At 61.0% G+C, this 26,476-nt stretch carries 28 protein-coding genes and 1 tRNA gene; 15 read left to right on the top strand and 14 right to left on the bottom strand.

Annotated elements, in window-relative coordinates; translation table 11 throughout:
- Positions 1-19: 19 nt before the first annotated feature.
- A complete protein-coding gene (locus L6D82_RS19875) occupies positions 20-262 on the bottom strand; it encodes a hypothetical protein (RefSeq protein WP_011333772.1) in 243 nt (80 codons plus the stop codon).
- Between the two features lie 163 nt (positions 263-425).
- Here L6D82_RS19875 and L6D82_RS19870 point away from each other — a divergent pair, with 163 nt between their 5' ends.
- From L6D82_RS19870 to L6D82_RS19860, 3 genes are all read left to right on the top strand, one after another.
- Positions 426-1,073, top strand: a complete 648-nt coding sequence (locus tag L6D82_RS19870; RefSeq protein ID WP_085747479.1) for an ATPase — start codon at positions 426-428, stop codon at positions 1,071-1,073.
- An 85-nt stretch (positions 1,074-1,158) separates the two neighbouring features.
- Positions 1,159-1,500: a hypothetical protein gene (locus tag L6D82_RS19865; RefSeq protein WP_236191188.1), complete on the top strand. Its 342-nt coding sequence runs from the start codon at positions 1,159-1,161 to the stop codon at positions 1,498-1,500.
- A 152-nt stretch (positions 1,501-1,652) separates the two neighbouring features.
- Positions 1,653-2,045 carry a DUF1801 domain-containing protein gene (locus L6D82_RS19860; protein ID WP_236191186.1) on the top strand — a complete coding sequence of 131 codons (393 nt, stop codon included), beginning with the start codon at positions 1,653-1,655 and terminating at the stop codon, positions 2,043-2,045.
- 50 nt (positions 2,046-2,095) lie between these two features.
- Here the strand turns inward: L6D82_RS19860 and L6D82_RS19855 are convergent.
- The 3 genes from L6D82_RS19855 to L6D82_RS19845 form a co-directional block, all read right to left on the bottom strand.
- Positions 2,096-2,170: transfer RNA gene (locus tag L6D82_RS19855), tRNA-Gln, on the bottom strand.
- 230 nt (positions 2,171-2,400) lie between these two features.
- Positions 2,401-2,607 carry a hypothetical protein gene (locus L6D82_RS19850; RefSeq protein ID WP_236191184.1) on the bottom strand — a complete coding sequence of 69 codons (207 nt, stop codon included), beginning with the start codon at positions 2,605-2,607 and terminating at the stop codon, positions 2,401-2,403.
- 138 nt (positions 2,608-2,745) lie between these two features.
- Positions 2,746-4,083, bottom strand: a complete 1,338-nt coding sequence (locus L6D82_RS19845; RefSeq protein ID WP_236191181.1) for a 2-hydroxycarboxylate transporter family protein — start codon at positions 4,081-4,083, stop codon at positions 2,746-2,748.
- A gap of 131 nt (positions 4,084-4,214) precedes the next feature.
- Between L6D82_RS19845 and L6D82_RS19840 the strand changes: the two genes are divergently transcribed.
- Positions 4,215-5,132 carry a LysR substrate-binding domain-containing protein gene (locus tag L6D82_RS19840; RefSeq protein WP_236191180.1) on the top strand — a complete coding sequence of 306 codons (918 nt, stop codon included), beginning with the start codon at positions 4,215-4,217 and terminating at the stop codon, positions 5,130-5,132.
- 38 nt (positions 5,133-5,170) lie between these two features.
- On the opposite strand, the gene leuD is transcribed toward L6D82_RS19840, so the two are convergent.
- The 3 genes from leuD to L6D82_RS19825 form a co-directional block, all read right to left on the bottom strand.
- The gene (leuD, locus tag L6D82_RS19835) at positions 5,171-5,779 is read right to left on the bottom strand and encodes a 3-isopropylmalate dehydratase small subunit (protein ID WP_236191178.1); all 609 of its coding nucleotides are present in this window, start codon (positions 5,777-5,779) and stop codon (positions 5,171-5,173) included.
- Between the two features lie 3 nt (positions 5,780-5,782).
- Complete coding sequence (leuC, locus tag L6D82_RS19830; protein ID WP_236191177.1) at positions 5,783-7,204, bottom strand: 3-isopropylmalate dehydratase large subunit; 1,422 nt, start codon at positions 7,202-7,204, stop codon at positions 5,783-5,785.
- 122 nt (positions 7,205-7,326) lie between these two features.
- Complete coding sequence (locus L6D82_RS19825; protein WP_236191176.1) at positions 7,327-7,743, bottom strand: RidA family protein; 417 nt, start codon at positions 7,741-7,743, stop codon at positions 7,327-7,329.
- A 135-nt stretch (positions 7,744-7,878) separates the two neighbouring features.
- Here L6D82_RS19825 and L6D82_RS19820 point away from each other — a divergent pair, with 135 nt between their 5' ends.
- Together L6D82_RS19820 and L6D82_RS19815 are read left to right on the top strand one after the other, a co-directional pair.
- Positions 7,879-8,826, top strand: a complete 948-nt coding sequence (locus L6D82_RS19820; protein WP_236191175.1) for a LysR family transcriptional regulator — start codon at positions 7,879-7,881, stop codon at positions 8,824-8,826.
- A 69-nt stretch (positions 8,827-8,895) separates the two neighbouring features.
- Positions 8,896-10,056 carry a radical SAM protein gene (locus L6D82_RS19815; RefSeq protein ID WP_085655368.1) on the top strand — a complete coding sequence of 387 codons (1,161 nt, stop codon included), beginning with the start codon at positions 8,896-8,898 and terminating at the stop codon, positions 10,054-10,056.
- Here L6D82_RS19815 and L6D82_RS19810 read toward each other — a convergent pair.
- Positions 10,038-10,925: a LysR substrate-binding domain-containing protein gene (locus tag L6D82_RS19810; protein WP_236191173.1), complete on the bottom strand. Its 888-nt coding sequence runs from the start codon at positions 10,923-10,925 to the stop codon at positions 10,038-10,040. The two genes, L6D82_RS19815 and L6D82_RS19810, sit on opposite strands and share 19 nt — an antisense overlap.
- 137 nt (positions 10,926-11,062) lie before the next feature.
- On the opposite strand from L6D82_RS19810, the gene L6D82_RS19805 reads away from it, so the two are divergent.
- The 4 genes from L6D82_RS19805 to L6D82_RS19790 are packed head-to-tail and all read left to right on the top strand — an operon-like array spanning position 11,063 to position 15,298.
- Entirely contained in the window at positions 11,063-12,115 is a 1,053-nt protein-coding gene (locus L6D82_RS19805) for an agmatine deiminase family protein (protein ID WP_236191172.1), read from the top strand.
- Positions 12,116-12,118: 3 nt separating this feature from the next.
- Positions 12,119-13,027 (top strand): N-carbamoylputrescine amidase, encoded by a 909-nt coding sequence (aguB, locus tag L6D82_RS19800; protein WP_236191171.1) that lies wholly within the window; start codon positions 12,119-12,121, stop codon positions 13,025-13,027.
- Position 13,028: 1 nt separating this feature from the next.
- Positions 13,029-14,132 carry an extracellular solute-binding protein gene (locus L6D82_RS19795; RefSeq protein WP_236191170.1) on the top strand — a complete coding sequence of 368 codons (1,104 nt, stop codon included), beginning with the start codon at positions 13,029-13,031 and terminating at the stop codon, positions 14,130-14,132.
- A gap of 47 nt (positions 14,133-14,179) precedes the next feature.
- Positions 14,180-15,298 (top strand): agmatine deiminase family protein, encoded by a 1,119-nt coding sequence (locus L6D82_RS19790; protein ID WP_236191167.1) that lies wholly within the window; start codon positions 14,180-14,182, stop codon positions 15,296-15,298.
- 3 nt (positions 15,299-15,301) lie between these two features.
- On the opposite strand, the gene L6D82_RS19785 is transcribed toward L6D82_RS19790, so the two are convergent.
- From L6D82_RS19785 to L6D82_RS19775, 3 genes are read right to left on the bottom strand one after another with little or no spacing between them, the layout of a single operon-like run.
- Positions 15,302-15,697, bottom strand: a complete 396-nt coding sequence (locus L6D82_RS19785; RefSeq protein WP_236191166.1) for a RidA family protein — start codon at positions 15,695-15,697, stop codon at positions 15,302-15,304.
- A 24-nt stretch (positions 15,698-15,721) separates the two neighbouring features.
- Positions 15,722-16,216, bottom strand: a complete 495-nt coding sequence (locus tag L6D82_RS19780) for a PaaI family thioesterase (protein ID WP_236191163.1) — start codon at positions 16,214-16,216, stop codon at positions 15,722-15,724.
- A 55-nt stretch (positions 16,217-16,271) separates the two neighbouring features.
- The gene (locus L6D82_RS19775; protein ID WP_236191162.1) at positions 16,272-16,526 is read right to left on the bottom strand and encodes a FecR/PupR family sigma factor regulator; all 255 of its coding nucleotides are present in this window, start codon (positions 16,524-16,526) and stop codon (positions 16,272-16,274) included.
- A 224-nt stretch (positions 16,527-16,750) separates the two neighbouring features.
- Between L6D82_RS19775 and L6D82_RS19770 the strand changes: the two genes are divergently transcribed.
- Entirely contained in the window at positions 16,751-18,661 is a 1,911-nt protein-coding gene (locus L6D82_RS19770; protein ID WP_236191161.1) for a tyrosine-protein phosphatase, read from the top strand.
- A 29-nt stretch (positions 18,662-18,690) separates the two neighbouring features.
- Here L6D82_RS19770 and L6D82_RS19765 read toward each other — a convergent pair whose 3' ends face one another.
- The 3 genes from L6D82_RS19765 to L6D82_RS19755 form a co-directional block, all read right to left on the bottom strand.
- Positions 18,691-19,659, bottom strand: coding sequence for a helix-turn-helix transcriptional regulator (locus tag L6D82_RS19765; RefSeq protein WP_236191160.1), 969 nt, complete (start codon positions 19,657-19,659; stop codon positions 18,691-18,693).
- Between the two features lie 124 nt (positions 19,660-19,783).
- The gene (locus L6D82_RS19760; protein WP_085611854.1) at positions 19,784-21,460 is read right to left on the bottom strand and encodes an MFS transporter; all 1,677 of its coding nucleotides are present in this window, start codon (positions 21,458-21,460) and stop codon (positions 19,784-19,786) included.
- 230 nt (positions 21,461-21,690) lie between these two features.
- Entirely contained in the window at positions 21,691-22,074 is a 384-nt protein-coding gene (locus tag L6D82_RS19755) for a DUF6124 family protein (protein WP_236191334.1), read from the bottom strand.
- 464 nt (positions 22,075-22,538) lie between these two features.
- Here L6D82_RS19755 and L6D82_RS19750 point away from each other — a divergent pair, with 464 nt between their 5' ends.
- From L6D82_RS19750 to L6D82_RS19735, 4 genes are all read left to right on the top strand, one after another.
- On the top strand, positions 22,539-22,970 hold the full coding sequence (locus L6D82_RS19750) for an HhH-GDP family DNA glycosylase (RefSeq protein ID WP_236191159.1): 432 nt from the start codon (positions 22,539-22,541) through the stop codon (positions 22,968-22,970).
- Positions 22,967-23,698 carry a DUF72 domain-containing protein gene (locus L6D82_RS19745; RefSeq protein ID WP_236191158.1) on the top strand — a complete coding sequence of 244 codons (732 nt, stop codon included), beginning with the start codon at positions 22,967-22,969 and terminating at the stop codon, positions 23,696-23,698. The genes L6D82_RS19750 and L6D82_RS19745 overlap by 4 nt, the downstream gene beginning before the upstream one ends.
- 101 nt (positions 23,699-23,799) lie before the next feature.
- Positions 23,800-24,180, top strand: a complete 381-nt coding sequence (locus L6D82_RS19740) for a RidA family protein (RefSeq protein ID WP_065261325.1) — start codon at positions 23,800-23,802, stop codon at positions 24,178-24,180.
- A 248-nt stretch (positions 24,181-24,428) separates the two neighbouring features.
- Positions 24,429-26,417 carry a peptidase U32 family protein gene (locus L6D82_RS19735; RefSeq protein ID WP_114882511.1) on the top strand — a complete coding sequence of 663 codons (1,989 nt, stop codon included), beginning with the start codon at positions 24,429-24,431 and terminating at the stop codon, positions 26,415-26,417.
- Positions 26,418-26,476 lie beyond the last annotated feature (59 nt).

Raw genomic sequence — 26,476 nt, 5'->3', positions numbered from 1 at the left:
TGAAGAGTCTAGCGTGTCATCAAGCGGGCGCTAGCCAGGTGTTCAGCACGCGCCGGTCGAGCTCTTCCCAATCCGCCATGCCCAGCACTCGGGTGGTATTGAGGCCGCGCAGATAACCGCGCAACTGATTGGCCACGGCCCGCACCGACTCTGAATCGTTCGCTGACTGGCCCAGCACGGTTTCGTATTCGACCAGGTATTCGGCCACCCGGTCGCGGAATTCGGGCAGGACGGCATCGCGGATCAGATCAAAGGTTCGCACGGGTAATCCTCATCTGTTTTCGTTGTGATTGAGTGTGCAGCAGTCTGCACGCCGCGCAACTATTGGTTCAAGTAATAGTGACCATCAAGAAACGCAAGTTCTGCTTTGGCGCCGATCGGCGGAAAATCGCCTCCATCGAACACGCCGCTGAAGGAATTGCGCGATGAAGACTTTGACCCGACTGGCTGTAGTCGCCCTGCTGATGGGCGGGGTGGCCGCCACCGTAGCCCCGGCTTACGCAGACGACGCCAAATCGTGCCATTTTCTGCCCGTCGCCGGCAGCAGCGCCGCGCTGCAGCACTCGCAAACCGTCGGTGTGCTGTACAGCGAAAACACCCTGGACAACCTGCAATACCTCGAGCGTTACCACGATGTGGCGGTGAACGGTGCCAAGGATGCGCTCGATGCGCGGATCCGTGACGCCTTCGTCGACAGCTCCGATCCGGAACTGGCCATCGACTGGCTGATGAGTTCGCTGCAACAACAGTTTCTCTCGGTGACCGTCTACGACAGCCTCGATGCGCTGGTGCAGGCTCATCCGGACGTGGTGGTGATGCTCGACACTCACAACCGTCTGCTGACCCAACGCAACAGTCAGGTCGAAGCGCGGTTCGCCGCACGCTTCTACGACGCCAACCTGCAATATATCGGCAAGGCCGAAGGCGCGGTGGAGAAGCAACTGCCGTCAGTGTGGGTACACAACAAGGCAGCGCCCGAAATCGCTGCCGGGATCGAACAGCAGCGCGACCTGCAACTGAGTGCCTTGAAGCAGTTCGATGACTCGCTCAAAGCCTTGGTAAGTGCAGGCTGAACACCTAAAGCAAAACGGCAACGGCAGTGCCCGTGACACTGAACGTTGCCGAAGAACCGAACTTTTTATTTTCAGGATTTTATCCATGCGTGCCTTTTTTATCCCTGCCATGGCTTCTGCCAGTTTGTTGCTGACCGCCTGCGCTTCTGCGCCAAACGACCCGACGCTGATCCTGCAGACGCACAAGACGCCCGCCCAGTACGCCGAATGCGTGGTGCCGAAACTGCAGGGCAGTGCGCTGAACCCGACGGTTTCGCAGACCCAGCGCAGCTACCGGATCGTGGTGCCGAGCAAGGTGGCGGCGGACAACGTCCTGGAAGCCTACAAGGCACAGGACGGCGGCAAGGTGTTTTTATATGAGCGCCACTTGCTGGCGTCGAGTTTCCTGCCGTCGAGTTTTGAACGGGCTGCCCAGGAGTGCCTGTAACGCCTGACGGTTAACGCTTTTGACGATGCTCCTTTGGTTGGCCGCAACCAACCAATTCTTTGCCCCGCACCTTGCGGGGCTTTTTTTGCCCGGCGTTTGGCGCAGTCGGCGCTACGCTGGATAGCGGAAAAAGTTTTCGGGAGAACAAGGATATGAAGAAGGACAGCAGCGGCGCGGCGACTGAGAATCCCTCTGCGCTGATCGATGCAAGAATCAAGGAACTGAATGACTGGCGTGGCCAGAAGCTGGCCGAGATCCGCGCGATCATTCATGAGGCTGACCCGGAGGTCGTCGAGGAGTGGAAGTGGCGCGGCGTTCCGGTCTGGTCACACAACGGCATCATCTGCACCGGGGAAACCTACAAGGCCGTGGTGAAAATGACTTTTGCCAAAGGCGCGGCGATGGAGGATCCGTCAGGACTGTTCAATGCCAGTCTGGATGGCAATACCCGGCGGGCGATTGATGTTCACGAAGACGACAAGATCGATGCCAAGGCTCTGAAAGCGCTGGTGCGTTCGGCGATTACGTTGAATTCAAAGAACTGATTTGCCGTTGAGGCGGAGGTGACGCGGAGGAGGGTGAAACGAGGAAAAAATGGCAGGGGCGGCTGGATTCGAACCAACGCATGGCAGGATCAAAACCTGCTGCCTTACCGCTTGGCGACGCCCCTGTAGCTATTGGTTTCAGTCCCGGGAGGACCTCTGCAACAGTGGGCGGCACTTTACCAGCGCTCTTGCGTTCTGTGAACCCCTGAAGCCAATAAATTTCAGGCAAAACAGCTACTTATTTCCCGGACGGTATCGCCGGTCAGGTTTTTCGGGCTTTTCAGCGATCGCCATGCAAGCCGGCGCGACTGCTGTAGCCCGAAAACCTGGCAAAGACCTGCGTTTGACGAACCGATCAATTACCGTCCGCAACCTTGCGTTCGATTTCGTCGACCTTGCGTTGCAACTCCTCAACGTCCTGCTCCTTGGTGCGGGTCGACGAGGGCGTGATGACCTCATCCACGCCGCGCGTGTCGTCGTCCGGGTCTTCAAGATCGCGTTTCACCACATCGACCGGTTTGCCGGACGTATCGGTAGGTGGGGCTTTAATGTCGTTGTTCATGGCGCTGACCTCCGTTGGCTTAAACGTTGGATGCAGCGCTTTGGCGCGAGTTCTAGTTTTTTAGCGGCAACCGTGCGGAAAACTGCGGAGCCGGGTTGATGAACCGCCGGAAGCTCACCGGCAACAAGCCGATTCTGTTCAGGCAACGAACCCCAGCAACAGCGTCGCCAGGATCACCGTCGAGGCGCCGCCGATACGGGTAGAGATCTGGGCAAAGGGCATCAGTGGCATCCGGTTCGAGGCCGACAGGATCGCGACGTCGCCGGTGCCGCCCAGGCCGCTGTGGCAGCAGGTCACGATGGCCGATTCGATGGGGTACATCTTCATCAGATTGCCGATGAAAAAACCGGCGACGGTCATCGACACCACCACGCTGAGGCACACCAGCACATAGCCGATCGAAAACACCTTCACCACGCTGTCGAGCGGCACATACAACATTCCAAGGCCAATCATCACCGGCCAGATGAAGGCGGCGGAAACCAGTTTGTAGAAAGACTGCGCGCCTTTTTCCAGTTTCTCCGGCAGCACACGCACGTATTTGAACAGCACCGCCGCGAGAATCATCATCACCGGCCCCGGAATCCCGACGACCTTTTCCAGCAGGCCACCGAGGACGAAGAACGCACAGATGACCAGCACGCCAGCGCCCATGAGTCGCAGGTCGATGGCGGTGGCGGACTCATCCTTGACCTTGAATTTATCGTTTTCGACTTTCGACCGGATCAGGGCGCCTTCACCGTTGATGGCCGGGCGTTTCAGCGCCAGCCGCGCCAGGTAACCGGCGCAGATGATCGCTGCAATGTTGCCGACCACGGCCGCCGGGACCAGTTGCGCGACGTAGATGTCCGGCGTGCCGCCCAGGATCGTCGAATAGGCCAGGGACAGCGGCAGGATGCCTTCGCCGATGCCGCCGCCGATGATCGGCACGATGATGAAAAAGAACGTGTGGTAGACGCTGTAGCCGGCAAGTTTGCCGACGATCAGCCCGCTCGCGACGGCGGCCAGGGTGCCGGCCAGCAAGGGGATGAACATGCGGATCATGCCCTGGACCAGGATGAACCGGCTCATGCCCAGGATGCTGCCGACTACCAGGCTGGCGATCACGAAGTACAGGAAGTTGGCCTCCTTCATCAGCATTTTGGTCGCGTCGATCGTCGGCGCGCCGAAGAAGCCGTAGAACACCAGCACCGACGGCAACATCAGGCACAGAATGGCGCCGCCACCGATTTCCCGCAGGATCGGCAGACGCGAGCCCATCTGGCCGAAGAACACACCCATTGTCATGATCACGGCCAGACCGCCGATCATGTTCTTCGGCAGAAAACCGAGGTGGGCCGACAGAAACACGATCACGGCGATGCCGAGGAAGATCGGCAGCGGGATCACGCCGATCTCATAGCTGCACAGGCGCTGGATGAACCCGCCGGCGCGCGGGCCGTCGACGTTCAGGGATTGCTCAAGGGAGTCGCTCATGACGCATGTCCTCATGTTTGTTTTTATCGAGGATTGACGGGAAACCACGGTGCACCGGGCTAGGGTGGTGAGGCGGTGATTCGATGGTATCCTTCGCAAAATGCGTGATAAACAGCGGAAGCATGCGGCCTATGAACACGAATCGTGACCAATTTCCCTTGCCCGAAGACCTCAAGGTGTTCCTCACCGTCATCCGCAAGAACAGCTTTGCCAGCGCCGCCGACGAGTTGGGCTTCTCACCGGCCTACATCAGCAAACGCATCTCGGTGCTGGAAACCACGCTGGCCACCAAGCTGCTGCACCGCACCACCCGGCGCATCGCGTTGACCGACGATGGCGAGCGGGTGCGGATCTGGGCGGAGAAGCTGCTGGGGGATTTCGATCAGTTCCTCGGCGAGATTTCCCAGGCCCGGCACCAGCCGGCGGGCTCGCTGCACATTTGCAGCAGCTTCGGTTTCGGCCGCAATCATGTGGCGCCGGCGATCAGTCAGTTGTCCCGGGCGTGTCCGAAACTCGATATCCGGCTGGACGTGTTCGACCGGGTGGTCGATCTCGTGGGCGAGGGCTTCGATCTGGAAATCCTCGTCGGCGATGACCTGCCGGGCCAGCATCTGGCGCGCAAACTGGTGAGCAACCGGCGCGTGCTGTGCGCCACACCGGAATACCTCGCACGCCGAGGCACGCCGCAGTCTCTTGAAGATCTGAAAGACCACGATTGTCTGGTGCTCAAGGAACGCAACAACGCATTCGGTATCTGGACCCTGAGCAAGGACGGACAGGAAGAAACGGTGCGAGTGAATGGCCCGTTGTCCTCCAACAGCGGCGAGATCGTGCTGGAGTGGGCCTTGAGCGGCGGCGGGATCCTGTTGCGCTCGATGTGGGATGTCAAACCGATGCTCGAGCAGGGCAGGCTGGTGCAGGTGCTGGACGGCTACACCCAGAGCGCCAACGTCTGGGCGGTCTATCCGACCCGGCTCAGCGAGTCGGCGAAATTGCGGGTGTGCGTGGAGTTTCTGGAAGAGTACTTCCGCGATTTGTCTGTGGAATGAAAACGGGCGGTTCAATGAACCGCCCGTTTTTTTTGCCATCAACCCAGCCAGGGATTGTCCGCCAGATGCCGCGCTTCAAAGGCGCGGATCTGCTCGGTGCGTTGCAGCGTGGTGCCGATGGCATCCAGTCCGAGCAGCAGCGATTGCTTGCGCAACTGATCAATCTCGAATCCGATCAGCGTGCCGTCCGCCAGCTCGAGGGTCTGTTGCGCCAGGTTGACGCTGATCCGCGCGGTTGCCGGGACGCTGATCGCCTCGGCCACGCGCTTGAACTGCGCGTCATCCAGTTGAATCGCCAGCACGCCATTGCGCTGGCAGTTGTCGTAGAAAATCCCGGCGAACGTGGTGCCGATCAAGGCCCGGATCCCCACTTGCTTCAAGCCCCACACCGCGTGTTCGCGGCTGGAACCGCAGCCGAAGTTCGGGCCGGTCACCAGAAACGCCGCGTCCTGCCAGGCCGGCTGATTGAGCAAGAATTCAGGGTTGGGTTCGCCGGACGCAAGAAAGCGCAGATCGAAGAACAGCCCGCGATCCAGCCCCTGACGATCGATGCCCTTGAGAAACTGCTTGGGCATGATCACGTCGGTGTCGATGTTGGATGCAAGAAACGGCGCGGCGCTGCCGCTGACGGTGTCGAAAGGTTGCATGGTTCAAGCCTCCAGCGCGACGGTGCGCACGTCAGTCAAATGGCCGCTGATGGCCGCCGCTGCGACCATCGCCGGGCTCATCAGGTGGGTGCGCGCACCGGCGCCCTGACGGCCTTCGAAGTTGCGATTGGTGCTCGACGCACAGCGATCGCCTGGCGCGAGCACGTCGTCGTTCATCGCCAGGCACATCGAGCAACCCGATTGCCGCCACTCGAAACCGGCGTCGAGAAAAATCTGCGCCAGGCCTTCGTCCTCGGCCTGATTGCGTACCAGCGTCGAGCCGGGAACGATCATCGCTCGTACGTGGGCCGCCACACGCTTGCCGCGCACCACGCGGGCAACATCACGCAAATCTTCGATCCGCGCATTGGTGCAGGAACCGATGAAGGCATGGCTGATCGTCACTTCGTTCAGCGGCATGCCGGGTGTCAGGCCCATGTAGTCGAGGGCGCGCTGCAGGCCCTGACGCAGGATCGGATCGGGCTGGGCGGCCGGGTCCGGCACGTGCCCTTTGATCGGCGCGGCCTGATCGGGGCTGGTGCCCCAGGTCACCATCGGCTCCAGTGCGGCGACATCAAGGATGACTTCGCGATCGAACAACGCGCCCTCATCGCTGCGCAGGGCTTTCCATTGCTCGACGGCCTGCTCCCAGAGCTTGCCCTTGGGCGCACGCGGCTTGCGTTGCAGGTAAGCGAACACCTTGTCGTCCGGCGCCATGAATGCACCCCGGGCGCCGGCCTCGACGGCCATGTTGCAGATGGTCATGCGCGCCTCGACACTGAGGGCGCTGATGGCCGGGCCGGTGAATTCGATGGCGTAACCGGTGGCGCCGGAAGCGCCGATCTTCTCGATCAGCGCCATGATGATGTCCTTGGAGGTGACGCCTGCGCCGAGCTCGCCGTTGACCGTCACCCGCAGGGTTTTCAGGCGTTTGTAGACCAGCGTCTGGGTTGCCAGCAGGTGCTCGATTTCCGAAGTGCCGATGCCGAAACCGAACGCGCCCAGTGCGCCGTAAGTGGTGGTGTGGCTGTCACCGGCCGCGACCACCATGCCCGGCAAAATGAAGCCCTGTTCCGGCGCCACGACGTGTTCGATGCCCTGGCGTTTGTCCAGCACATCGAACAGCTCGATGCCGAAGTCGCGGCAGTTTTCTTCGAAGTACGACACCTGCCGCGCGCCCCCGGCGTCGGGCATGGTCGCGATGCGTTTCGGTGCGGTGGGGTTCACATGATCGACCACTGCCAGCGTCGCCGCAGGCCGCCACACCGTACGCCCGGCCTCGCGCAGGCCGCTGAAGGCCTGCGGGCTGGTGTATTCGTTGGCGACCTGGCGGTCGATGTAAAGCAGCACGTGGCCCTGATCGTCGAGGGTGCAGACGGTGTGACTGTCGATGTGCTTCTGGTACAGCGTTCTCGGGCTAGGCATGGCTTGCGCTCTTTTCTGTCCGGGGCAAAAACAACATGAGGACAGAATATTGATCGCAGAAATGGCATCAAGAGCGCTTCAGTGAAGCCGTTGAACACGGATTGTGAGCAATTGCCGCAAGCCTACGCCCGTGTCTCCTCCGGCAACCTGGCAATCACCTTGATCTCGAACTGAAAGCCATACAGCCACGTCACGCCGACCGCCGTAATGGTCGGGTGCGGTGCCTCGCCCCAGAACTCCGGCACCACTTCCCAGATGGTTTCGAAGGTCGATTGCGGATCGACCATGAACACCGTCACGTCCACCACGTCATCGAAGCTGCCACCGGCCGCGCCGAGAATGGCGTTGAGGTGGGTGAAGGCCAGTCTTACCTGTTGTTTGAGATCCGGTTCCGGCGAGCCGTCCTCAAGGCTGCCGACCTGGCCTGAGACAAACAGAAAACCATTGGAACGAACTGCCGGGGAATAACGATTGCGCTCGTAAAGCGCATGGCGTCCCGGCGGGAAAACCACGTCGCGTTTTGGCTGGGCATTAGTCATGGGGGTGTCTCCTTCAATGGGTTGAAAACCGGTGATGGAGCAACTGTAGGGACTTGCCTCGGCACGATAAACGCGCAACCTTGGCGATCACTGTTTGCAAATCCCAAACAATCGAGCCGCTATCAGAGGTGGGTGATGGACCGTTTTGACGCGATGCAAGCCTTCGCCCGGGTGGTGGAGGCGGGGAGTTTCACCAAAGCCGCCGAGACGTTGCACATGAGCAAGACCACCGTGACCCAGCTCGTCCAGCAACTGGAAGCGCGGCTGCGAGTGAAGTTGCTCAACCGCACCACGCGCAAGGTCAACGCCACGGCGGACGGTGCGGCCTATTACGAGCGGGTGATCAAGTTGCTGGCGGACATGGACGACGCGGAGACGAGTCTTCCCGGCGCCGCGACCCAGCCCAAGGGCCGTTTGCGGGTCGATGTGCCCAGCCCCTTGGCCAATCTGATTCTGGTGCCGGCGCTGCCCGAGTTTTACGCGCGCTACCCGGAGATCCAGATCGACATGGGCGTCAGTGACCGGATCGTCGACATCATCGATGAAAACGTCGATTGCGTTATCCGTGGCGGGGAGCTGCGCGATCAGTCACTGATGGCCCGGAAGGTGGCGGATCTTCAGCTTGGCGTGTACGCCGCGCCGAGTTATCTGGCCCGCGCCGGCACCCCGATGCATCCCCGTGAGCTGGAAAACAGCCACCACCGGGTGGTCGGTTTCCTCTGGGCGCGCACCGGCAGGCCGGTGCCTTACGCCTTGCGCAACGCAACCGAAAATCTGCTGATCAAGGGCCGGCATGTCCTGGCGGTCGATGACGGCAACGCCTATCTGGCGGCAGGCCTCGCCGGGCTGGGAGTGCTCTGGCTGCCTCGCTATATGTCAGCAGAGCACGAGGCCCGGGGTGAACTGGTGGCGCTATTCGAGGGCTGGGCGCTTGACCCGATGCCACTGTACGTTGCGTACCCGCCGAACCGGCATATCAGCCAAAAGCTGCGGGTATTTATCGATTGGATCGTGGAATTGATGGCCGAGCGTGCCAATGGCGCGGAACTTGCTCGCGGCGCTCTTGGACTGTCAAAAAAATAGCGAATAACGGCAATCACAAAAGTCGACAGTCTGGATGCACCGCTATTCACCCCAGGAGCGTCACTCGCAATGAATATGTACATCGATATTGTCGGCGCGTGCAATTTGAGCTGCCCTTCGTGTCCGATGGGTAACTCGGAAAATGTCAACTTCAAGAAAGCCATGCAAGTTGACATGTTCAGGAAGATCGTCGAGAAGGCCCGAAACGAAGGGGTCGAGGCGATTTTTCTGTATAACTGGACCGAGCCGCTGATCCACCCGCGAATTGGCGAGTTTGTCGAAATCATCAACGCGGCCGGTTTGCGCAGCGGCATCAGTTCCAACCTGAATCTGGCGAAAAACATGGAGACGGCGATGCTCGCCAATCCATGGTTCTTCCGTATCTCGCTATCCGGGTTTTATCAGGAGACGTACGAACAGGGCCATGTGGGCGGTGACATTGAAGTCGTCAAGGCCAACATGATCAAACTGCATGAGCTCAAGCAGCAACATGGCTTGAACACGCGGATCGAGGTCTATTACCACCGCTACCTGGACAACATGGAAGAAGAAGGGCTGATGCGCGAATTCAGCCAGAGCCTGGGCTTTCAGTTCTCGACCGGTTATTCAGTGATGATGCCGCTGGAGAAGACGCTGGCGCTGATCGAGCGCGACCCGTCGGTGACCGATACTGATCGCGAGACCCTGCAGCGACTCGCGTTGCCGCCCTACGACGACCTGGTCAATCTGGTCCGCCAGTACCCCCAGCAGGCCTGCACGCTCAAGGATGACTGGCTGGTGCTCGACTGCAATGGCAACACCATCCTGTGTTGTTCGATTTTCAATCAGACCGAATATCAGGTGGGCAAATACCTGGACATGCCGCTGGCGCAACTGACCGAACGCAAGTCCACTCAGTCGAACTGCATCGACATGTGCAATCGCTGCGCGAACAACGGATTGCACATCTACTCGGCGCACTCCAACCGGGGACCGCTCGAAAGTCACGCCGTCAACCGGATCATCGACTTTCAGCGACGCACGATCATGGGGTTGCCAGTTGACAGCGACAGGCTTGGTCGCAATGGCGAAGTCAGTGCCGAGAACTTCGACGAAGCGCAATACCTGCATATGAATCAGGACGTCAGGAACGCGATTTCCACGGGTGCCTTCACCAGCGGTTATCAGCATTACGTACTGTTCGGTCGACTGGAAGGCCGGCTCGGCGCCGGTCATTTCACGGCGGTCTGAACCTGCGGGGCGGGTTCTGCCAGCTGAGTTGTCAGCCATTGACTGAAGCATCGCGCCATCGGGTCGTTCTCGCTGTCGCGGTGCGTCAGCATCGCCCAGTTCGGGCCGCGAATGGTTTGCTCCACCAGTGGCTGCAACAGCCCGTTTTGCTGCGCCTGACGGCTGAGCAACTGACTGACCAGCGCAATCCCCAGACCTGAACACGCCGCGTCCAACAACAGGCCCGGATCAGAGAAATTCAGGCCCTGATCCTGCTGGCCGACATCGATCCCCGATTCCACCGCCCAATGGCTCCAGTCCATTTCCCGCTCGCCGTGCAGCGTCGTCCGCTGGGCGCTCGGCACGCTTAACAAGCTCGGATGACACGCGGGGTAGAGGCGGTCGGCATGCAGCACCTTGAAGCTGCATTCAGCCTGCGAACTGATGTCGTCGCGCAACGCCAGATCGATGGTCTGGGTCGCCATGTCCGGCACTTCATCGGTGCTGAAAATCCACAGGTCCACATTCGGATGCTGACGGCGGAAATCCCCCAGTCGCGGCAGCAACCAGTGCCGGGCAAACGCCGGCGTGGTGTTGAGCACCAGTTGATTGGGTTTCTGGTATTGCCCCAGCCGCCGGATGCCCACCGACAGTTGCTGCAACATCGCCTGAGTGGTGCTGAGCAGATCGTGGCCGGCGTCGGTCAGGCTGACGCTGCGTCCGCTGCGGAAAAACAGAGGTTGCTCGAGGTACGCCTCAAGGCTGCGGATCTGCTGGCTGATGGCCGATTGCGTGAGGCTCAGTTCCTCGGCGGCCTTGTGAAAACTGCCCAGCCTTGCGGCGGCTTCGAAGCCGCGCAACGAGCTGAGGGGTGGCCAGTGTTTCAGCATGATCGATAAGTTCCTCTAATCAGTTTTCCGCTAAATCCATCGTTTGTTTGCCCTTCAGGCCGCCATTAGCATGCACGTCAACGCCGCCAAGGCTGTTTTCATTGAACACAATGGCTTAACTCAAAGGGCTTTTTACCATGCAGCAGAACAAAAACAACAACAGCGGTTGGATGATGCCGGCAGAGTGGGTGAAGCACGCGGCGACCTGGATGGTCTGGCCACACAATCAGGCCCTGTGGGAGTCGGGCTGGGGCGTCACTTTGCCGTTGGTGCAGGAAGATTTCGCCCGCGTCGCCAATGCCATCGCCCGGTTCGAACCGGTGAAAATGGTCGTCGATCCGTCGGCAATCGCCCGCGCCAAAGCCTTGTGCGGGCCGAACATCGAACTGATTCCGCTGGCGGTCAACGACAGCTGGTGCCGCGATTCTGGCCCGAGTTTCGTCATTCACCCGGAACAAGGTCTGGCCGGGGTGAGCTGGCGCTTCAACGCGTGGGGCGGCAAGTCGGCCCATGATCTGGACGAAAGCCTGGCCCGTCGCGTGCTCAATCACCTGGGCGGCGAGTGCTTCGGCACGGCGCTGAGCAACGAAGGCGGCGCGATTCACGTGGACGGCGAGGGCACGCTGATCACCACCGAATCGGTGCTGCTCAACCCCAACCGCAACCCCGGCGTGAGCAAGGCGGAGATGGAGGAGATTTTCAGCCGTCTGCTCGGCGTGAAGAAGACCATCTGGCTGCCGGGCGATCCGGATTACGTCACCGGCGACATGACCGACGGCCACGTCGATGGCGTCTGCGCCTTCGCCCGTCCCGGCGTGTTGCTGGTGGACGCGACGCACGATCGCAGCTCGGTGTACGCCGAAGTCGTGCGGGAAAACCGCCGCGCACTGGAGCTGGCCACCGACACTCAGGGCCGCAAATTCGAGCTGATCGAGCTGTACGAAGCCACCGATGCGGTGGACACCGAAGCCGAAGTGTTCTGCGCCTCTTACACCAACTTCTACATCGCCAACGGCGCGATCATCATGCCGGCGTACGGCATCGAGGCCGACCATGTCGCGGCAGAAACCCTGGCCAAGGCGTTCCCGGGCCGCGAAGTAGTGCCGGTGCAGATCAATCATCTGGCTCACGGTGGCGGCGGTGTGCACTGCATCACCCAGCAACAGCCAGCCTGGCCGGTGGAGGGTTGATCGATGACGTTGCTCAAAGTCGCCACCACCCAGATGCCGTGCACCTGGGACCTGAAAAGCAACCTCGACCGCGCCGAGCAGTTGGTGCGTGAAGCGGCCGCGCAGGGCGCGCAGTTGATCCTGTTGCAGGAACTGTTCGCCACGCCGTATTTCTGCATCGAGCAGAGTCACCATCACATGGCGCTGGCCGAGGAGTACCGCGACAGTCAGGTGCTGTCGCGTTTCGCCGCGCTCGCCCGCGAACTGGGCGTGGTGTTACCGCTGAGCTGGTACGAGAAGGCCGGCAACGCTTACTTCAATTCCCTGAGCGTGGCCGATGCCGACGGGCGCCTGTTGGGCGTGTACCGCAAGACCCACATCCCCAACGCCATCGGCTATCAGGAGAAGGAATATTTCAGCCCCGGCGACACCGGTTTCAAAGTCTGGGACACCGCGTTCGGCCGCCTCGGCGTGGGCATCTGCTGGGATCAGTGGTTCCCGGAAACTGCCCGCTGCATGGCGTTGATGGGCGCCGAAGTGTTGTTGTTTCCGACGGCCATCGGCTCGGAACCGGGCTGCGCGGATCTGGACTCGCGAGATCACTGGCAGATGACCATGCGCGGCCACGCCGCTGCCAATCTGCTGCCGGTGATCGCCTCCAACCGCGTCGGCCGCGAAGTGGCCGGCACCGATGCGACGTTGCAAATGAATTTCTATGGCTCGTCGTTCATCTGCAACCACAAGGGAAAAATGCTCGTGGAAGCCGACCGCGCCAGCACCGGTGTTTTGGTGCAAAGCCTGGATCTGGCAGCCATGCGTGAAGATCGCCTGAGCTGGGGCATCTACCGCGACCGTCGTCCGGAAATGTACGGCGCCTTGTTGAGCCAGGACGGCCGTCACCTTAACGCCCGCTGGAATCCCCAAGGAGTCTGATATGCCTGTTTCACACAAGTGGTTGCTGGGCGCTCTGGGCCTGGCGCTGGCTGGTCTGATGCCGGCCGTACACGCCGAAGACAAGACCTTGCGGCTGTACAACTGGGCGGATTATTTCGCTGAAGACACGTTGAGCAAATTCACCGCCGAAACCGGGATCAAGGTGATCTACGACGTGATGGACGGCAGCGAAACCCTGGAAGCCAAGATGCTGTCCGGCGGCAGCGGCTACGACCTGATCTTCCCCGGCGACACGGTGGCCGAACGCCTGATGCGCGCCGGCAGCCTGTTGCCGTTGGATCCGTCGAAGGTCACGGCGTTGAACGACATCGAACCGGGCCTGCAAAAGCTGCGCAGTCATTACGAGCATTCGAACAAGGCCACGGTGCCGTACACCTGGGGCACCATCGGCCTGACCTACAACGCCGAGCAGATCAAACAGCGCATGGCCGACGCGCCGGTCAGCAGCCTCGACATGCTGTTCAAACCGGAACTGGCCGCGAAGTTTGCCGATTGCGGGATTTCGATGATCGACTCGCCGGACGAAGTGCTGGCCGTGGTGCTCAACTATCTGGGCCGCGACCCGCGCAGCGCCAAGCCTGCGGATCTGGCGGCGGCCAGTGATCTGCTGATGAAGCTGCGGCCGTACATCCGCAAGTTCCAGTCGCAACCGGTGACCGATCTGGTCAACGGCAACCTGTGCCTGTCTCTCGGCTACAGCGGCGACATGACCCAGGCTCAGCGCACCTCGGACAGCGCCGGCAAACAGACGCGCTTCCAGTACCGCGTACCCCGTGAAGGCACCACGGTTTGGATGGACACCATGGCCATACCGGTGGATGCCAAACATCCGGAATACGCCTACGAATTCATCAACTTCCTGATGCGCCCGGAGAACATGGCTGCGATCAGCAATTTCACCGGTTACCCGACTTCCAACGCCAAGGCCCGGCCAAACGTGGATGAGGCGATGCGCAACAACCCGGACATCTACCTCGACGAAGCGACCTATGCTCGTCTGATACCGGGTAAGGATATTCCCCAGGCCGACATGCGCGCCCGCATGCGCACCTGGACCAAATTCAAGACCGCCACTGCACAGTGATTTTTCCGGGCCGCTTCGGCGGCCCCTTACCCATCAGGAACGTACACATGCCGACTCGTCGCGAGTTCATCAAACAGGTTTCAGTCGCCGCCGGCGCAGGCGCTGCCGTCATGGGCCTTGGCCTGTCACCGGCGCGTTTGCTGGCGGCCAGCGAAGGTCGCTGGTTCATGCCCGACGAGGGCGACAAACACGAGCGCGCCTACATGGCCTTCGGCGCGCAGGACGCGATCTGGGAAGACTTCACCGAAGACGTCCAGGAAGCGCTGGGCCGGATCGCCCGCGCCATCGCCCGCTACGAACCGCTGACCATCTACTGCCGCAGCGGCGAACGCAGCCTGGCCGAAGAGATCTGCGGCACCTCCAACATCACCTACCAGATCGCCAACCTCGACGACATCTGGATGCGTGACATCAGCGCCAACTTCGTCATCGACGACAAAAACGGACTCGGCGCCGTGGACTTCAACTTCAGCGGCTGGGGCAACAAGCAACAGCATTCGAAGGACGCGAAGATCGCCAAACGCGTGGCGGCCGATGCGCAGGCGACCTACCAGCGCAGCGAACTGGTGGGCGAGGGCGGCGGCATCGAAGTCGACGGCCACGGCACCGCGATCATGACTGAAAGCTGCTGGGTCAACGAAAACCGCAACCCCGGCTGGAGCAAGGCCGATGTTGAGGCCGAGTTGAAAGCACGTTTGGGCCTGCGCAAGATCATCTGGCTGCCGGGCATCAAGGGCAAGGACATCACCGATGCCCACGTCGATTTCTATGCGCGCTTCGTCACGCCCGGCGTGGTGATCGCCAACCTCGACACCGATCCGCGCTCCTACGACAGCAAGGTCACCCTGGCGCACCTGGAAATCCTGAAAAAGGCTACCGACGCCGACGGTCGTCCGTTGCAGATCCACACCGTGTCGCCACCGCTGAAGCCGCGCAACACCAAATTCAACAAGGACAACGACGACTTCGCGGCCGGTTACATCAACTATTTCGTGATCAACGGCGCGGTGATTGCCCCGGAATTTGGCGACAAGGGCGCGGACAAGAAGGCCTTCGACCTGCTGAAAAAACTCTATCCGAACCGCGACGTGGTGCAGATCAACATCGACGCCATTGCGGCCGGTGGTGGCGGGATTCACTGCGTGACCAGTCACCAGCCGGCGTAAGGCTCAGCGTCTGCGCACCGCCACGCATTTGATTTCCACCAGCAGCCCCGGATGGGCCAGCTCGCTGACACCGATGCAGGTCCAGGCGCAGAAGCTTTTGGGGAATACGCGGTTTTTCACTTCGCGAAACACCGGCATGTGTTGGCTCATGTCGACGTGATAGGTGGTCATCTCCACCACATCGTTGAAGGTGCAGCCACCGGCCTTCAGCACTTCGTCGAGGTTTTCCCAGGCACGAATGAACTGTTGCTCGGGGTCTTCGATGACCTTCAAGTCAGCCGTCCGGCCCACCTGGCCGGCGCAGTAAAGCGTGTCGCCGACCAGAACCGCCGGCGCGTATCCGGCGCGTTCGACGATGGTTTTCATGGAGTCGGGGATGATGATTTTGCGGTCGGACATCGTGTTTTCCTTCAGTAACGGATTTCAGCGACCGTGCGCGGCCGCAGCCAACTGCTCGGTATCCACTCGCACAAACACCGAATCGCCCACTGCCGTGAGCACATCCCCGGCGTAGACCTCGCAGATCACTCGGGTCTTACGCCCGACTTCACCTTCGACTTTAGCCTTCAGCGTCAGCGGCACGCCCATCGGCGTCGGTTTGATGAACTTGATGCCGAGGTTGCCGGTGACGCAGTTGATGCGCGGCAGGCTTTCGGGTTCGCGTTGCTCGGTCCGATAGTGATAAGCCATCGCCGTCCAGTTGGAATGGCAGTCCACCAGCATCGCGATCAAACCGCCGTAGACCAGCTCCGGCCAGCCGCAGTATTTGGCCTCGGGCACGTGCTCGGCCATGACGTGCACGCCGTCTTCGTGCCAGAAGCTCTTGATGTGCAAACCGTGTGGGTTGCTGCTGCCGCAGCCAAAGCAGACGCCCTCGGGGGCGGCGGTGTCTTGCAGGGAAATGTCGGGGGTGGCCATGCCGGGATCATCCTTAAACTGTAAGCCGAACCCCGCGGATTCTAACCCCGAATGCTCACCGTGAGGATTGCTCCTTCGCGGCGGGCCGGGGAGGATCGGTCAGCAGTTTTTTGCGAGTCGTCGAGTGGTTCGGCAATTGCTCGCTGATGTCCCAGATTTCCAGCATTTTCGCGTATTCGAAGGCGTGGCGCGGGCTGAGTTGAATCCACTGCTCAAACGCCTGGCGTTCGTCGGGCGTGCAATCGTCCTCCTGCAGGCGCAGGCACCAGTGCGCTGCCTGGTTCAGGATTTCTTCGTCTGCGTCGGTCATTGACGGCTTCCACGATGGCTGGGGAGGGCATTTTACGTTGCCGCTTGCAAAAAAAACGTCAAAACGTGTCGAGGATTTAAACGATCAGTGCGTATAAAACGGACAGAAAACGCGGCAAACGGACAGATCGCGCCGCTATTTCCGGCCCTCGCGCAATTGTCATATTCCGTCACATTTCAATGCAGATAGTGGGCAGCCCAACCTGTTTCCAGTGAGGCTGCCCCGTGTTTCAACGTCTTGTGTGTTCGCTGTCCGTGCTGAGTCTGTCCATTGCTGCCGCCCAAGCCGCCGATCTCGATACCCCGCGTCTGGCGGGCATCGACAATTTTCGGGATATCGCCGGCACCACAACCGCCTATTCCACGACCCACGACGGCACGATGCGCGCCGGGGTGTTTTACCGTTCCAATGCCCTGACGCCGACGGCGGCGGATCTGGCGACCCTCAACGGTCTGGGGATCAAGTCGGTGTACGACCTGCGCACGCCCAGCGAAATTGCCAGCACGCCGGACACGATGCCAAGCGGTGCGACCTACCAGAACATCGACATCATCGGCAGCACCACCTCCGGCGCGAACATCACCACCGTGTCGTTCAAAAGCGCAGCCGATGCGATTGCGATGATGCAGGAAACCAACCGTGCGTTCGTCAGCGATGCCGGCATGCGTGGTCAGTTCGGTGCGCTGTTCAATGAACTGGCCGGTGTCGACGGCGCCGCGCTGTTCCATTGCACCGCCGGCAAGGACCGCACCGGCTGGACCGCTGCCGTTCTGTTGAGCATCGCCGGCGTGGATAACGCCACGATCATGAGCAATTACCTGGCGACCAACGACTACACCGCTGCACGGGTGGCCAAGACCCTGGCGATGATGCCGCCGAGCATGGCCGCGATCTACGCGCCGCTGCTGGGCGTCGAGGCCAGTTACCTGCAAGCGGGTCTGGATCAGGTGACCGCGCAATACGGCAGCATGGACAACTACCTCAAACAGGGGCTGGGTCTGTCCCAGGAAACCATCTATGTACTGCGCGGCAAAATGGTCGAGTACAACAGCCTGCCGGGTCAGGTCGGGCTTATCGGCAACGCTGCCGCCGGTGCGCAACTGTTGCGGGAGTTGCAGAACAGTAAACTCTCGGGCACCTACAGCGCCTACAACTACTACCTGCAATCGGCCATCGACGCCGGCACCCTCGGCGGTGTCGAGTCCACGGTCGGCGGTCAGGTGCACGCCGATGCGGCGAGTTACCTGCTGCGTCAAAACGCAATGATCGAGCAGGCCGCCGCGCCGTTCGCCAGCGGCACTGACCTCAAGGTCGGCCAGTACCGCTTGTGGAGCACCGCGCTCGCCGGTTACCTCGGCACCGACGGTTCGGCCCATGCGCAAAGCAGCAATGAACACAGCCAGGGGCTGATGGTTGGCGTCACCCAGCGTTTTTCCGAACAATTCAGCGCTCGCGGCGGCATCGGTTACAGCAAAGGCTCGGTGGGCGGCGCAGGTGGGGAGGCTGACACCGATTTCACCTTCCTCGACCTTGGCGCGCGTTATGGCTTCACCAGTCTGGAACGTGGCCTGTTTGTCGATTCCAACCTCAGCGCCGGTTACGTCGACTACGACAGCAAACGCGACCTCGGCGGCGGCCTCGGCTCGGCGAAGGGCGACACCCGCGGTAATCTCAGCGGCGCGACGCTGGCGCTGGGTTATCGCATGCCGCTGAATACTGTGATTCTGGAGCCGAGCCTCGGCGTGCGCGTCAGTCGTCTGGACCTGTCGGGCTTCCAGGAGAAGGGCAGCGAATTGGCGCTCAATGTGGATGACATTCAAGAAACCCGCCGCAGTGCGGTGGCCAATCTCGACGTCTCGTTCGCCCCGATGCCGATGGGCGCGTGGCAACTGGTGCCGGGCGTGCGGGTCGGTTACGAGCATGTGCTCGGCGATCATCAGGTCGACAGCGAAGGGCACCTGCTGGGGCTGGATATCGAGCAGCGCGCGGCGTTCGACAACCGCGATCAGTTCAGCGGCGGCGTCAACCTGATGGCCAGCCTCGGTGCTCTGAGCCTTGGCGCCGAGGTCGGTGCCAGTAGTGGGGGCAACAGCCACGGTTTCAGCGGCGGTCTCAAGGCCAGTTATCAGTTCTGATCAACTGAGGGTGAAGAAAAAGGACTGCCTCAGCGCAGTCCTTTTCGCACCTCGGCCGGGCTCACGCCGTAGGCATTCTGGAAATACTGGCTGAACCGGCCGACATTGCTGAAGCCCAATCGCAGCGCCACCTCAGTCACCGACGGCGAAACGCCCTGACGCAACGTTTCGTAAGCGCGCTCCAGACGCACCTGCCGCTGATACCCGACAATCGACATCCCGGCAAACCGTCGAAACCCTTCCTGCAATGCGCGCAGGCTGACGTTGGCCAGCCGCGCCAGATCCGTGCCACTGACCTGAATCTCGGGATGCGCCTGAATGTAATCGATCGCCTGCCGCACATGCCTGGGCGCAATCAATGCCTCTGGACGGCGCAAGGCCTGGCTGAAGTTGTGTGGCCAGGCCTCCAATACCGCGTCCACCAGCATCTCCCGCAGCCGTGACGGCATCAGCGAGCCAGCGTTCAACAGCAGATCGAATTCCGCACCGGTGGCCAGATCGATCAGCGCACGAATGCCCTGAAACGCCGGGCTGTTCAGATCCACCCTCGGCTCGAAATGCAGCTTGTGCACGATCGGTTTGCCCAGCAGGGTCGACAGCCGTTCGGTGAGCGCCGCACGGCTGATCGACATGCCGTGCTGGGCATGATTGTCGATAAAACGCATCGAACGCAGGTCAGCCTTGTCGATGGCCAGCCCCACATCGCTCAGCCCCACGGATTCATGGTTGAACACGATCTTGCCGGCAGTGGGAATGACGAAAGTGATTTCATCGAACGGCTCGGGGAAGGCGACGGTGAAATCGCCCCGGTAATGCATGCGCCGGAAACTCACGCCTTCGTACCGCCCGTAAACGCCGCCAATGATGATGTCTTTGGGCAGCGGTGGTGTGTCGCCATAACGGTTGCCGAACATTCGCGAGAACAGGGCGCCGAAGTCGTCACTGGCCATGTTGTCGGATCGCAGGATGATGGTCTGGCGCGTCGGACTTGAGTACACCGGGAAGGTCACCTTGGCAGTCGGGGCAAAGAGGCGCGACGACGTTACCAAGGGAGAATGACGCCGATGTGACAACGCTCGATGCTGTGCGTGAACGCCACGCACAGCATCGAACGGAGTTGGGTCAGGTGTGATGAATGTCCCGATCCTTGGTCTCCGGCATGAAGAAGATCCCCAGAATCGCCGTCATCACCGCAATCACGATCGGGTACCACAAGCCGTAGTAGATATCCCCCGTGGCCGCAACCATCGCAAACGCCACGGTCGGCAGGAACCCGCCGAACCAGCCGTTGCCGATGTGGTACGGCAGCGACATCGAGGTGTAGCGGATGCGCGCCGGGAACAGCTCGACCAGCCATGCGGCAATCGGGCCGTAGACCATGGTCACGTAGATCACGAGGATGGTCAGCAGCAGCAAGACCATCGGGTAATTGGTTTTGGCCGGGTCGGCTTTTTCCGGGTAACCGGCTTCTTTCAGCGCGGCGCCGAGGCTGGCAGTGAACGCGTCGTTACGGGTCTTGAAGTCGGCGGCCGGCAGGGTCGTGCCTTCGAAGCTTTCGATGACCTTGTCGCCGATGCGCACCTGAGCCACGGTGCCCGGTTCCGCCACCACGTTTTCATACGGGATCGCCCGTTTGGCGAGGATGGTTTTCGCCAGATCGCACGAGCTGGTGAATTTGGCCTTGCCCACCGGATCGAACTGGAACGAGCACTGGTCGGGGTTGGCGATCACTTTGACCGGGTTCTTCTCTTGGGCGACGAATACGTCGGGGTTACCGTACTGAGTCAGCGCATGGAAGATCGGGAAGTAGGTCACCGCCGCCAGAATGCACCCGGCCATGATGATGCCCTTGCGCCCGATGCGGTCGGACAGGCTGCCGAAAATCACGAAGAACGGCGTGCCGATCAGCAGCGAACCGGCGATCAAAAGATTGGCGGTCTGCGGGTCGATTTTCAGGGTTTGCAGCAGGAAAAACAGCGCGTAGAACTGCCCGGTGTACCAGACCACCGCCTGGCCTGCGGTGCCGCCGAGCAGGGCCATGATCACGATTTTCAGGTTGTCCCAACGGGCGAAGGATTCGGTCAGCGGGGCTTTCGACGACTTGCCTTCTTCCTTCATTTTCTTGAACACCGGCGACTCGTTCAGTTGCAGCCGGATGTACACCGAGACCGCCAGCAGCAGGATCGACAGCAGGAACGGAATCCGCCAGCCCCAGGCCTCGAACGCTTCGGTACCCAGCGCAGTACGGCAGGCGAGGATCACCAGCAACGACATAAACAGGCCCAGGGTCGCGGTGGTCTGAATCCATGACGTGAAATAACCGCGTTTGCCCTTCGGCGCATGCTCGGCCACATACGTCGCCGCGCCGCCGTATTCGCCGCCCAGCGCCAGGCCCTGCAGCAGGCGCAGGGTAATCAGAATGATCGGCGCCGCGACTCCGATGGTCGCGTAACCGGGCAGGAATCCGACAATCGCCGTCGATACACCCATGATCACGATCGTGATCAGAAACGTGTGCTTGCGCCCGATCATGTCACCCAGTCGCCCAAACACAATTGCCCCGAACGGGCGCACCGCAAAACCGGCGGCAAAGGCGAGCAGGGCGAAGATAAACGCCGTGGTCTCGTTCACCCCGGCAAAGAAGTGCTTGGCGATGATCGCCGCCAGGGAGCCGTAGAGGTAGAAGTCGTACCACTCGAACACCGTGCCGAGCGACGACGCAAAGATGACCTTGCGCTCCTCCCGGCTGACGCTGTGGTGCGGGGCACTGCCTGTGGACATGCTGTCGAGTACTGCCATGGGTGTTCTCCGTCGTGCTTGTTTTTGTAGGCCGGAGCACTTCATCAACGTCGCGTACCCAAGGCCTGTGGCGGATGCCGGTTCAGGTATTTCGTGGAGCGTGCACAGAATCACCGCCCCGCGCGGGAGGGCGGGGGTACTTTGAGCATAATTGGGATTGGGGGGATATCCAGTGGCGGGGATTGATCGACTGATGCAGGGGCGGCAGGAGAGACCTGCCGCCAAGGGTTTTATTCCGTCGGCACAACGTTATCCAGTACCTGATTCACCGCCAGTTCCGCCAGCATCACGATTTGCGCGATGCCCTGCGCGGTTTTTCGGTGGGGGCCTTCGAGGAGGTCGACGAAGATGTTGAGCATGACGTTGGCCGAGCCCAGGGTTTCGACGGCGTCGGCGAGCAGGGATTCGGTGTTGCTGGCCGGGTTGGCCTGGTAGAGGCGGTTGGGGTAGTAGGGCGCGGCCATCATGTGGGCTGATATTGGGCCGAGGTGGTAGTCGAGGGCGCGGTTGGCGGCTTCGTTGAATCTCTTGGAATCAGGGCATTCGTAGGGGGAAGTTGGGTCGGTGATGCTGGCCGGTTCGGAGACCGGAGGATTCGGCGTGACTTTGAACATATCCATTCTTTTCCTGTTTTGAAGCCGCCAGACCCGAGCTACTAAACAGGGGTGGTGGCAGCTGTGCGCAGGTTAGTAGACCGGGGAAAAGAAGAAAGCCGGCGTGCCCGGGGGCACCCTACGCACAGCCACCATCAAATACAGGTATGGGAATACCTGACTGACAGACACTTGTGCACTCTTCAAATACCAACGGGCTACTAAACCCGATCACTGCAAATCAGTGACCCGATCCAAGTTACCGGCCGACCCCAAGGCGCACAAGCCGGCGGATTCTGGCGCAGCGGTAGGCTCTGGCGCAAGGATTTGTAGGCATCCGGACGCATTCCGACATGTCTTTAAACGGCGTGATTCAAACCTGTTTATCGATCATCGCCCGACGAGGAGAAACCTGACGCTTTAAGCTCCAAAACCATTCGTCGCCAGCCCCGCACTCATCACGCCGCCCCTCGCTCAAAAGCTGCATGACCAAAACCATCAACGCCCAAGACTTGCACATCGACCTGCATCCGCTGAACGAATCAGCCTTGTTCAAATGGCTGCTCGCCAGTTTCCTGATGGGCAAACGAATCCAGGCCGAGATTGCCGCCGAAGCCTATCGAGTGATCGTTGAACGACACCAGCGCGATACGCCGCGCAAACTCGGCCATTGCACCCACCGCGAACTGGTGCGGATGCTCGGCGAGGCGCATTACGTGCGTTACGACGAAACCACCGCCGAGCGCCTGCTCGCGCTGGCTGCCAAACTGAATAAAGAATATGCCGGGCGGGTAATGAACATGGTCGAGGCGAGCACCGACCGCCAGGACTTCGAAAAACGTTTGCAAGCCTTCGACGGCATCGGCCCGAAAACCGTGGAGATCTTCATGCGCGAAGCGGGCAAGGTGCTGTTTTGAGTGCGTCGGCGATCTTCATCGGCTGCGCGGGTTGGAGCCTGCCCCGCGAATACTGGCCGTCATTCCCGGAGCAGGGCCCCCACCTGCAACGCTATGCCGCACAACTCAATGGCGTGGAAATCAACAGTTCTTTCTACGGTCCGCACCAACGCCAAACCTACGCCCGATGGGCCGAATCGGTGCCGGACGGATTTCGCTTTTGCGTGAAAATGCCCAAGTTGATCAGCCATGAGCGGCGCCTGCGGGACTGTGAGCGTGAGCTCGACGCATTTCTTGAGCAGTGCTCGGGGCTGGGCGATCGCCTGGGTTGTTTGCTGCTGCAACTACCGCCGTCGCTGGCGTTCGACGAAGCGCTTGCTGAGGCCTTTTTCGTCGAGTTGCGCCAGCGTTATTCCGGGGCTGTGGTGCTTGAACCGCGTCACGAGTCCTGGGCCGCCGCCGAACTGTTGTTGATGGCGTATCGCATCGCGCAAGCGGTGGTCGATCCCTCGCGAATCAGCACTGATGCGGCTCCGCACGGCTGGCCCAACGTGCGTTATTGGCGGCTGCACGGTTCGCCGCGCATTTATTACAGCCCCTATGACTCGGTGTATCTGGAAGCGCTCGCCGGCGATTTGCGGGTGGCGGCTGTCGATGGCGTTGAAACGTGGTGCATCTTCGACAATACCGCCAGCGGCGCGGCAATCGGCAATGCGCTGGAGCTGCGGCGGATACTGGCGCACGGCTGACACTCGATGTCTGGTCTCCCAACCAGCGAGTGTGTCTGTAAACTGGCCGCCCGAAACGGCGCGCGATGGCGCCGTCCTCACTGCCAGCGAAGGACTTTCCCATGGCCAACCAAGACATCACCTACACCCCGGATCCGGATGCAGACTCGATCTCTTCGGACGTCACCGAATTCAACGGCATCTTGATGTCGACCCAGATTCCGACCCGTGCCGACGGCAGCCTGGAACTGGGCGACGTCACCGCGCAAAGCGAATGCACATTGCAGGCGTTGAAAGTCGCGCTGGAAAAGGCCGGCAGCTCGATGGACCGCGTGCTGCACCTGACCATTTACCTGACCGACATGGCTGATCGTGCTGCGTTCAACGAGGTGTACAAGCGCTTCTTCGCCAAGCCATGGCCGGTGCGTGCAGCGGTCGGCGTGGCGGCGCTGGCGGTTGAAGGGATGAAGGTGGAAGTGACTGCGATGGCTGCGAAGGCTTGACCCCGTAATGATCGTTCCCACGTCGAGGCGTCGAACCGTCCGCGTGGGAATGCCTCAAGGGACGCTCCGCGTTCCAGCTCTGGAAGGGACGCGGAGCGTCCCGGGCTGCATTCCCACGCGGAGCGTGGGAACGATCTGGCAGGGATCGCGGTAGTTGGCAGCTGCCACCCGGCAGCACAGGCGTGCCGCCCACGCGTTTCGCGGCTACAATGCGCGCCTCGACCGTGACAGCCTGACTAAAAAAACATATGTCCTTGCCCAAACATCACCTGGAACTGCTCAGCCCCGCCCGTGACGTGGCCATCGCCCGCGAGGCCATTCTGCATGGCGCCGACGCGGTGTACATCGGCGGCCCGAGCTTCGGTGCGCGCCATAACGCCTGCAACGAGGTGAGCGAAATTGCCGAACTGGTGGAATTTGCCCGTCGCTACCACGCGCGCATTTTCACCACCATCAACACCATCCTGCACGACAACGAACTCGAGCCGGCGCGCAAGCTGATCCATCAGTTGTACGACGCCGGCGTCGATGCGCTGATCGTCCAGGACCTGGGCGTGATGGAGCTGGACATTCCACCCATCGAGCTGCACGCCAGCACCCAGACCGACATCCGCACTCTTGAGCGGGCGAAGTTCCTCGATCAGGCCGGTTTCTCGCAACTGGTACTGGCCCGTGAACTGAACCTCAAGGAAATCCGCGCAATCGCCGATGAAACCGATGCCGCCATCGAGTTCTTCATCCACGGCGCGTTGTGCGTGGCGTTTTCCGGTCAGTGCAACATTTCCCACGCGCAGACCGGGCGCAGCGCCAACCGGGGCGACTGCTCCCAGGCCTGCCGTCTGCCGTACACCCTGAAAGACGAAAAGGGTGGCGTGATCGCCTACGAAAAACACCTGCTGTCGATGAAGGACAACAACCAGAGCGCCAACATCCGCGCGTTGGTCGAGGCCGGTGTGCGTTCGTTCAAGATCGAAGGTCGCTACAAGGACATGGGCTATGTGAAGAACATCACCGCCTATTACCGCCAGCGTCTCGACGACGTGCTCAACGACCGTCCGGACCTGGCCCGCGCCTCCAGCGGCCGCACCGCGCATTTCTTCATGCCGGACCCGGAAAAGACCTTCCACCGTGGCAGCACCGACTACTTCGTCAGCGAGCGCAAGATCGACATCGGTGCGTTCGATTCGCCGACCTTCACCGGTCTGGCGGTGGGCACGGTCGAGAAAGTCGGCAAGCGTGACATGCAGGTCATCACCCACGAGCCGCTGTCGAACGGCGACGGCCTCAACGTGCTGGTCAAGCGCGAAGTGGTGGGGTTCCGCGCCAACATCGCCGAAGCCAAGGGCGAGTTCGAGGAAGAGGGCGAGAAGCGCTATCGCTACCGCGTCGAGCCGAACGAAATGCCGGAAGGCCTGTACAAGCTGCGCCCGAACCACCCGCTGAACCGCAACCTCGACCACAACTGGCAGCAGGCCTTGCTCAAGACCTCCGCCGAGCGTCGTATCGGCGTGAGCTGGCTGGCGAAACTGCGTGAAGAACGTCTGGAACTGACCGTGACCAGCGAAGAGGGCATCAGCGCCAGCGTCGCGCTGGACGGCCCGTTCGGCGTTGCCAACAAACCGGAACAGGCGCTGGAGACCTTGCATGACCTGCTCGGCCAGCTCGGCACCACCGAGTACCACGCGACCTCGATCAAGCTGGATGCGCCGCAAGCGTTCTTCATCCCGAACTCGCAGCTCAAGTCGTTGCGCCGTGAAGTGATTGAAGCGCTGACCGCCGCCCGCGTTGCCGCTCACCCGCGCGGTTCGCGCAAGGCCGAGACCACGCCACCGCCGGTGTACCCGGAAGCGCACCTGTCGTTCCTGGCCAACGTCTACAACCAGAAGGCCCGCGACTTCTACCACCGTCACGGCGTGAAGCTGATCGATGCGGCTTACGAGGCCCACGAAGAGGCGGGCGAAGTGCCGGTGATGATCACCAAGCACTGCCTGCGGTTCTCCTTCAACCTGTGCCCGAAACAGGCCAAAGGCGTGACCGGCGTGAAAACCAAAGTCGCGCCGATGCAGCTGATTCACGGCGATGAAGTGCTGACCCTGAAGTTCGACTGCAAACCGTGCGAGATGCACGTGATCGGCAAGATGAAGGGCCACATCCTGAATCTGCCGCAGCCGGGCAGTGTGGTGGGGCATATCAGCCCTGAGGATCTGATGAAAACGATCCCGCGCGCGCCGCACTGATTCAGAGGCAATAAAAAACCGGTGACGAAAGTCACCGGTTTTTTTATGCCCGCCAGAAA

The sequence above is a fragment of the Pseudomonas paraglycinae genome, from assembly GCF_021601625.1.
Lineage (GTDB): Bacteria > Pseudomonadota > Gammaproteobacteria > Pseudomonadales > Pseudomonadaceae > Aquipseudomonas > Aquipseudomonas paraglycinae.
The sequence above is the reverse complement of the archived record's forward strand: the minus strand, read 5'-3'. Positions and strand labels throughout refer to the sequence as shown.

Excerpts from the sequence above, each read along its gene's own strand:
- L6D82_RS19870 (WP_085747479.1), top strand. The coding sequence starts at position 426 with ATGAAGACTTTGACCCGACTGGCTGTAGTCGCCCTGCTGATGGGCGGG.
- L6D82_RS19865 (WP_236191188.1), top strand. The coding sequence starts at position 1,159 with ATGCGTGCCTTTTTTATCCCTGCCATGGCTTCTGCCAGTTTGTTGCTG.
- L6D82_RS19860 (WP_236191186.1), top strand. The coding sequence starts at position 1,653 with ATGAAGAAGGACAGCAGCGGCGCGGCGACTGAGAATCCCTCTGCGCTG.
- L6D82_RS19850 (WP_236191184.1), bottom strand. The coding sequence starts at position 2,607 with ATGAACAACGACATTAAAGCCCCACCTACCGATACGTCCGGCAAACCG.
- L6D82_RS19845 (WP_236191181.1), bottom strand. The coding sequence starts at position 4,083 with ATGAGCGACTCCCTTGAGCAATCCCTGAACGTCGACGGCCCGCGCGCC.
- L6D82_RS19840 (WP_236191180.1), top strand. The coding sequence starts at position 4,215 with ATGAACACGAATCGTGACCAATTTCCCTTGCCCGAAGACCTCAAGGTG.
- leuD (WP_236191178.1), bottom strand. The coding sequence starts at position 5,779 with ATGCAACCTTTCGACACCGTCAGCGGCAGCGCCGCGCCGTTTCTTGCA.
- leuC (WP_236191177.1), bottom strand. The coding sequence starts at position 7,204 with ATGCCTAGCCCGAGAACGCTGTACCAGAAGCACATCGACAGTCACACC.
- L6D82_RS19825 (WP_236191176.1), bottom strand. The coding sequence starts at position 7,743 with ATGACTAATGCCCAGCCAAAACGCGACGTGGTTTTCCCGCCGGGACGC.
- L6D82_RS19820 (WP_236191175.1), top strand. The coding sequence starts at position 7,879 with ATGGACCGTTTTGACGCGATGCAAGCCTTCGCCCGGGTGGTGGAGGCG.
- L6D82_RS19815 (WP_085655368.1), top strand. The coding sequence starts at position 8,896 with ATGAATATGTACATCGATATTGTCGGCGCGTGCAATTTGAGCTGCCCT.
- L6D82_RS19810 (WP_236191173.1), bottom strand. The coding sequence starts at position 10,925 with ATGCTGAAACACTGGCCACCCCTCAGCTCGTTGCGCGGCTTCGAAGCC.
- L6D82_RS19805 (WP_236191172.1), top strand. The coding sequence starts at position 11,063 with ATGCAGCAGAACAAAAACAACAACAGCGGTTGGATGATGCCGGCAGAG.
- aguB (WP_236191171.1), top strand. The coding sequence starts at position 12,119 with ATGACGTTGCTCAAAGTCGCCACCACCCAGATGCCGTGCACCTGGGAC.
- L6D82_RS19795 (WP_236191170.1), top strand. The coding sequence starts at position 13,029 with ATGCCTGTTTCACACAAGTGGTTGCTGGGCGCTCTGGGCCTGGCGCTG.
- L6D82_RS19790 (WP_236191167.1), top strand. The coding sequence starts at position 14,180 with ATGCCGACTCGTCGCGAGTTCATCAAACAGGTTTCAGTCGCCGCCGGC.
- L6D82_RS19785 (WP_236191166.1), bottom strand. The coding sequence starts at position 15,697 with ATGTCCGACCGCAAAATCATCATCCCCGACTCCATGAAAACCATCGTC.
- L6D82_RS19780 (WP_236191163.1), bottom strand. The coding sequence starts at position 16,216 with ATGGCCACCCCCGACATTTCCCTGCAAGACACCGCCGCCCCCGAGGGC.
- L6D82_RS19775 (WP_236191162.1), bottom strand. The coding sequence starts at position 16,526 with ATGACCGACGCAGACGAAGAAATCCTGAACCAGGCAGCGCACTGGTGC.
- L6D82_RS19760 (WP_085611854.1), bottom strand. The coding sequence starts at position 21,460 with ATGGCAGTACTCGACAGCATGTCCACAGGCAGTGCCCCGCACCACAGC.
- L6D82_RS19755 (WP_236191334.1), bottom strand. The coding sequence starts at position 22,074 with ATGTTCAAAGTCACGCCGAATCCTCCGGTCTCCGAACCGGCCAGCATC.
- L6D82_RS19750 (WP_236191159.1), top strand. The coding sequence starts at position 22,539 with ATGACCAAAACCATCAACGCCCAAGACTTGCACATCGACCTGCATCCG.
- L6D82_RS19740 (WP_065261325.1), top strand. The coding sequence starts at position 23,800 with ATGGCCAACCAAGACATCACCTACACCCCGGATCCGGATGCAGACTCG.
- L6D82_RS19735 (WP_114882511.1), top strand. The coding sequence starts at position 24,429 with ATGTCCTTGCCCAAACATCACCTGGAACTGCTCAGCCCCGCCCGTGAC.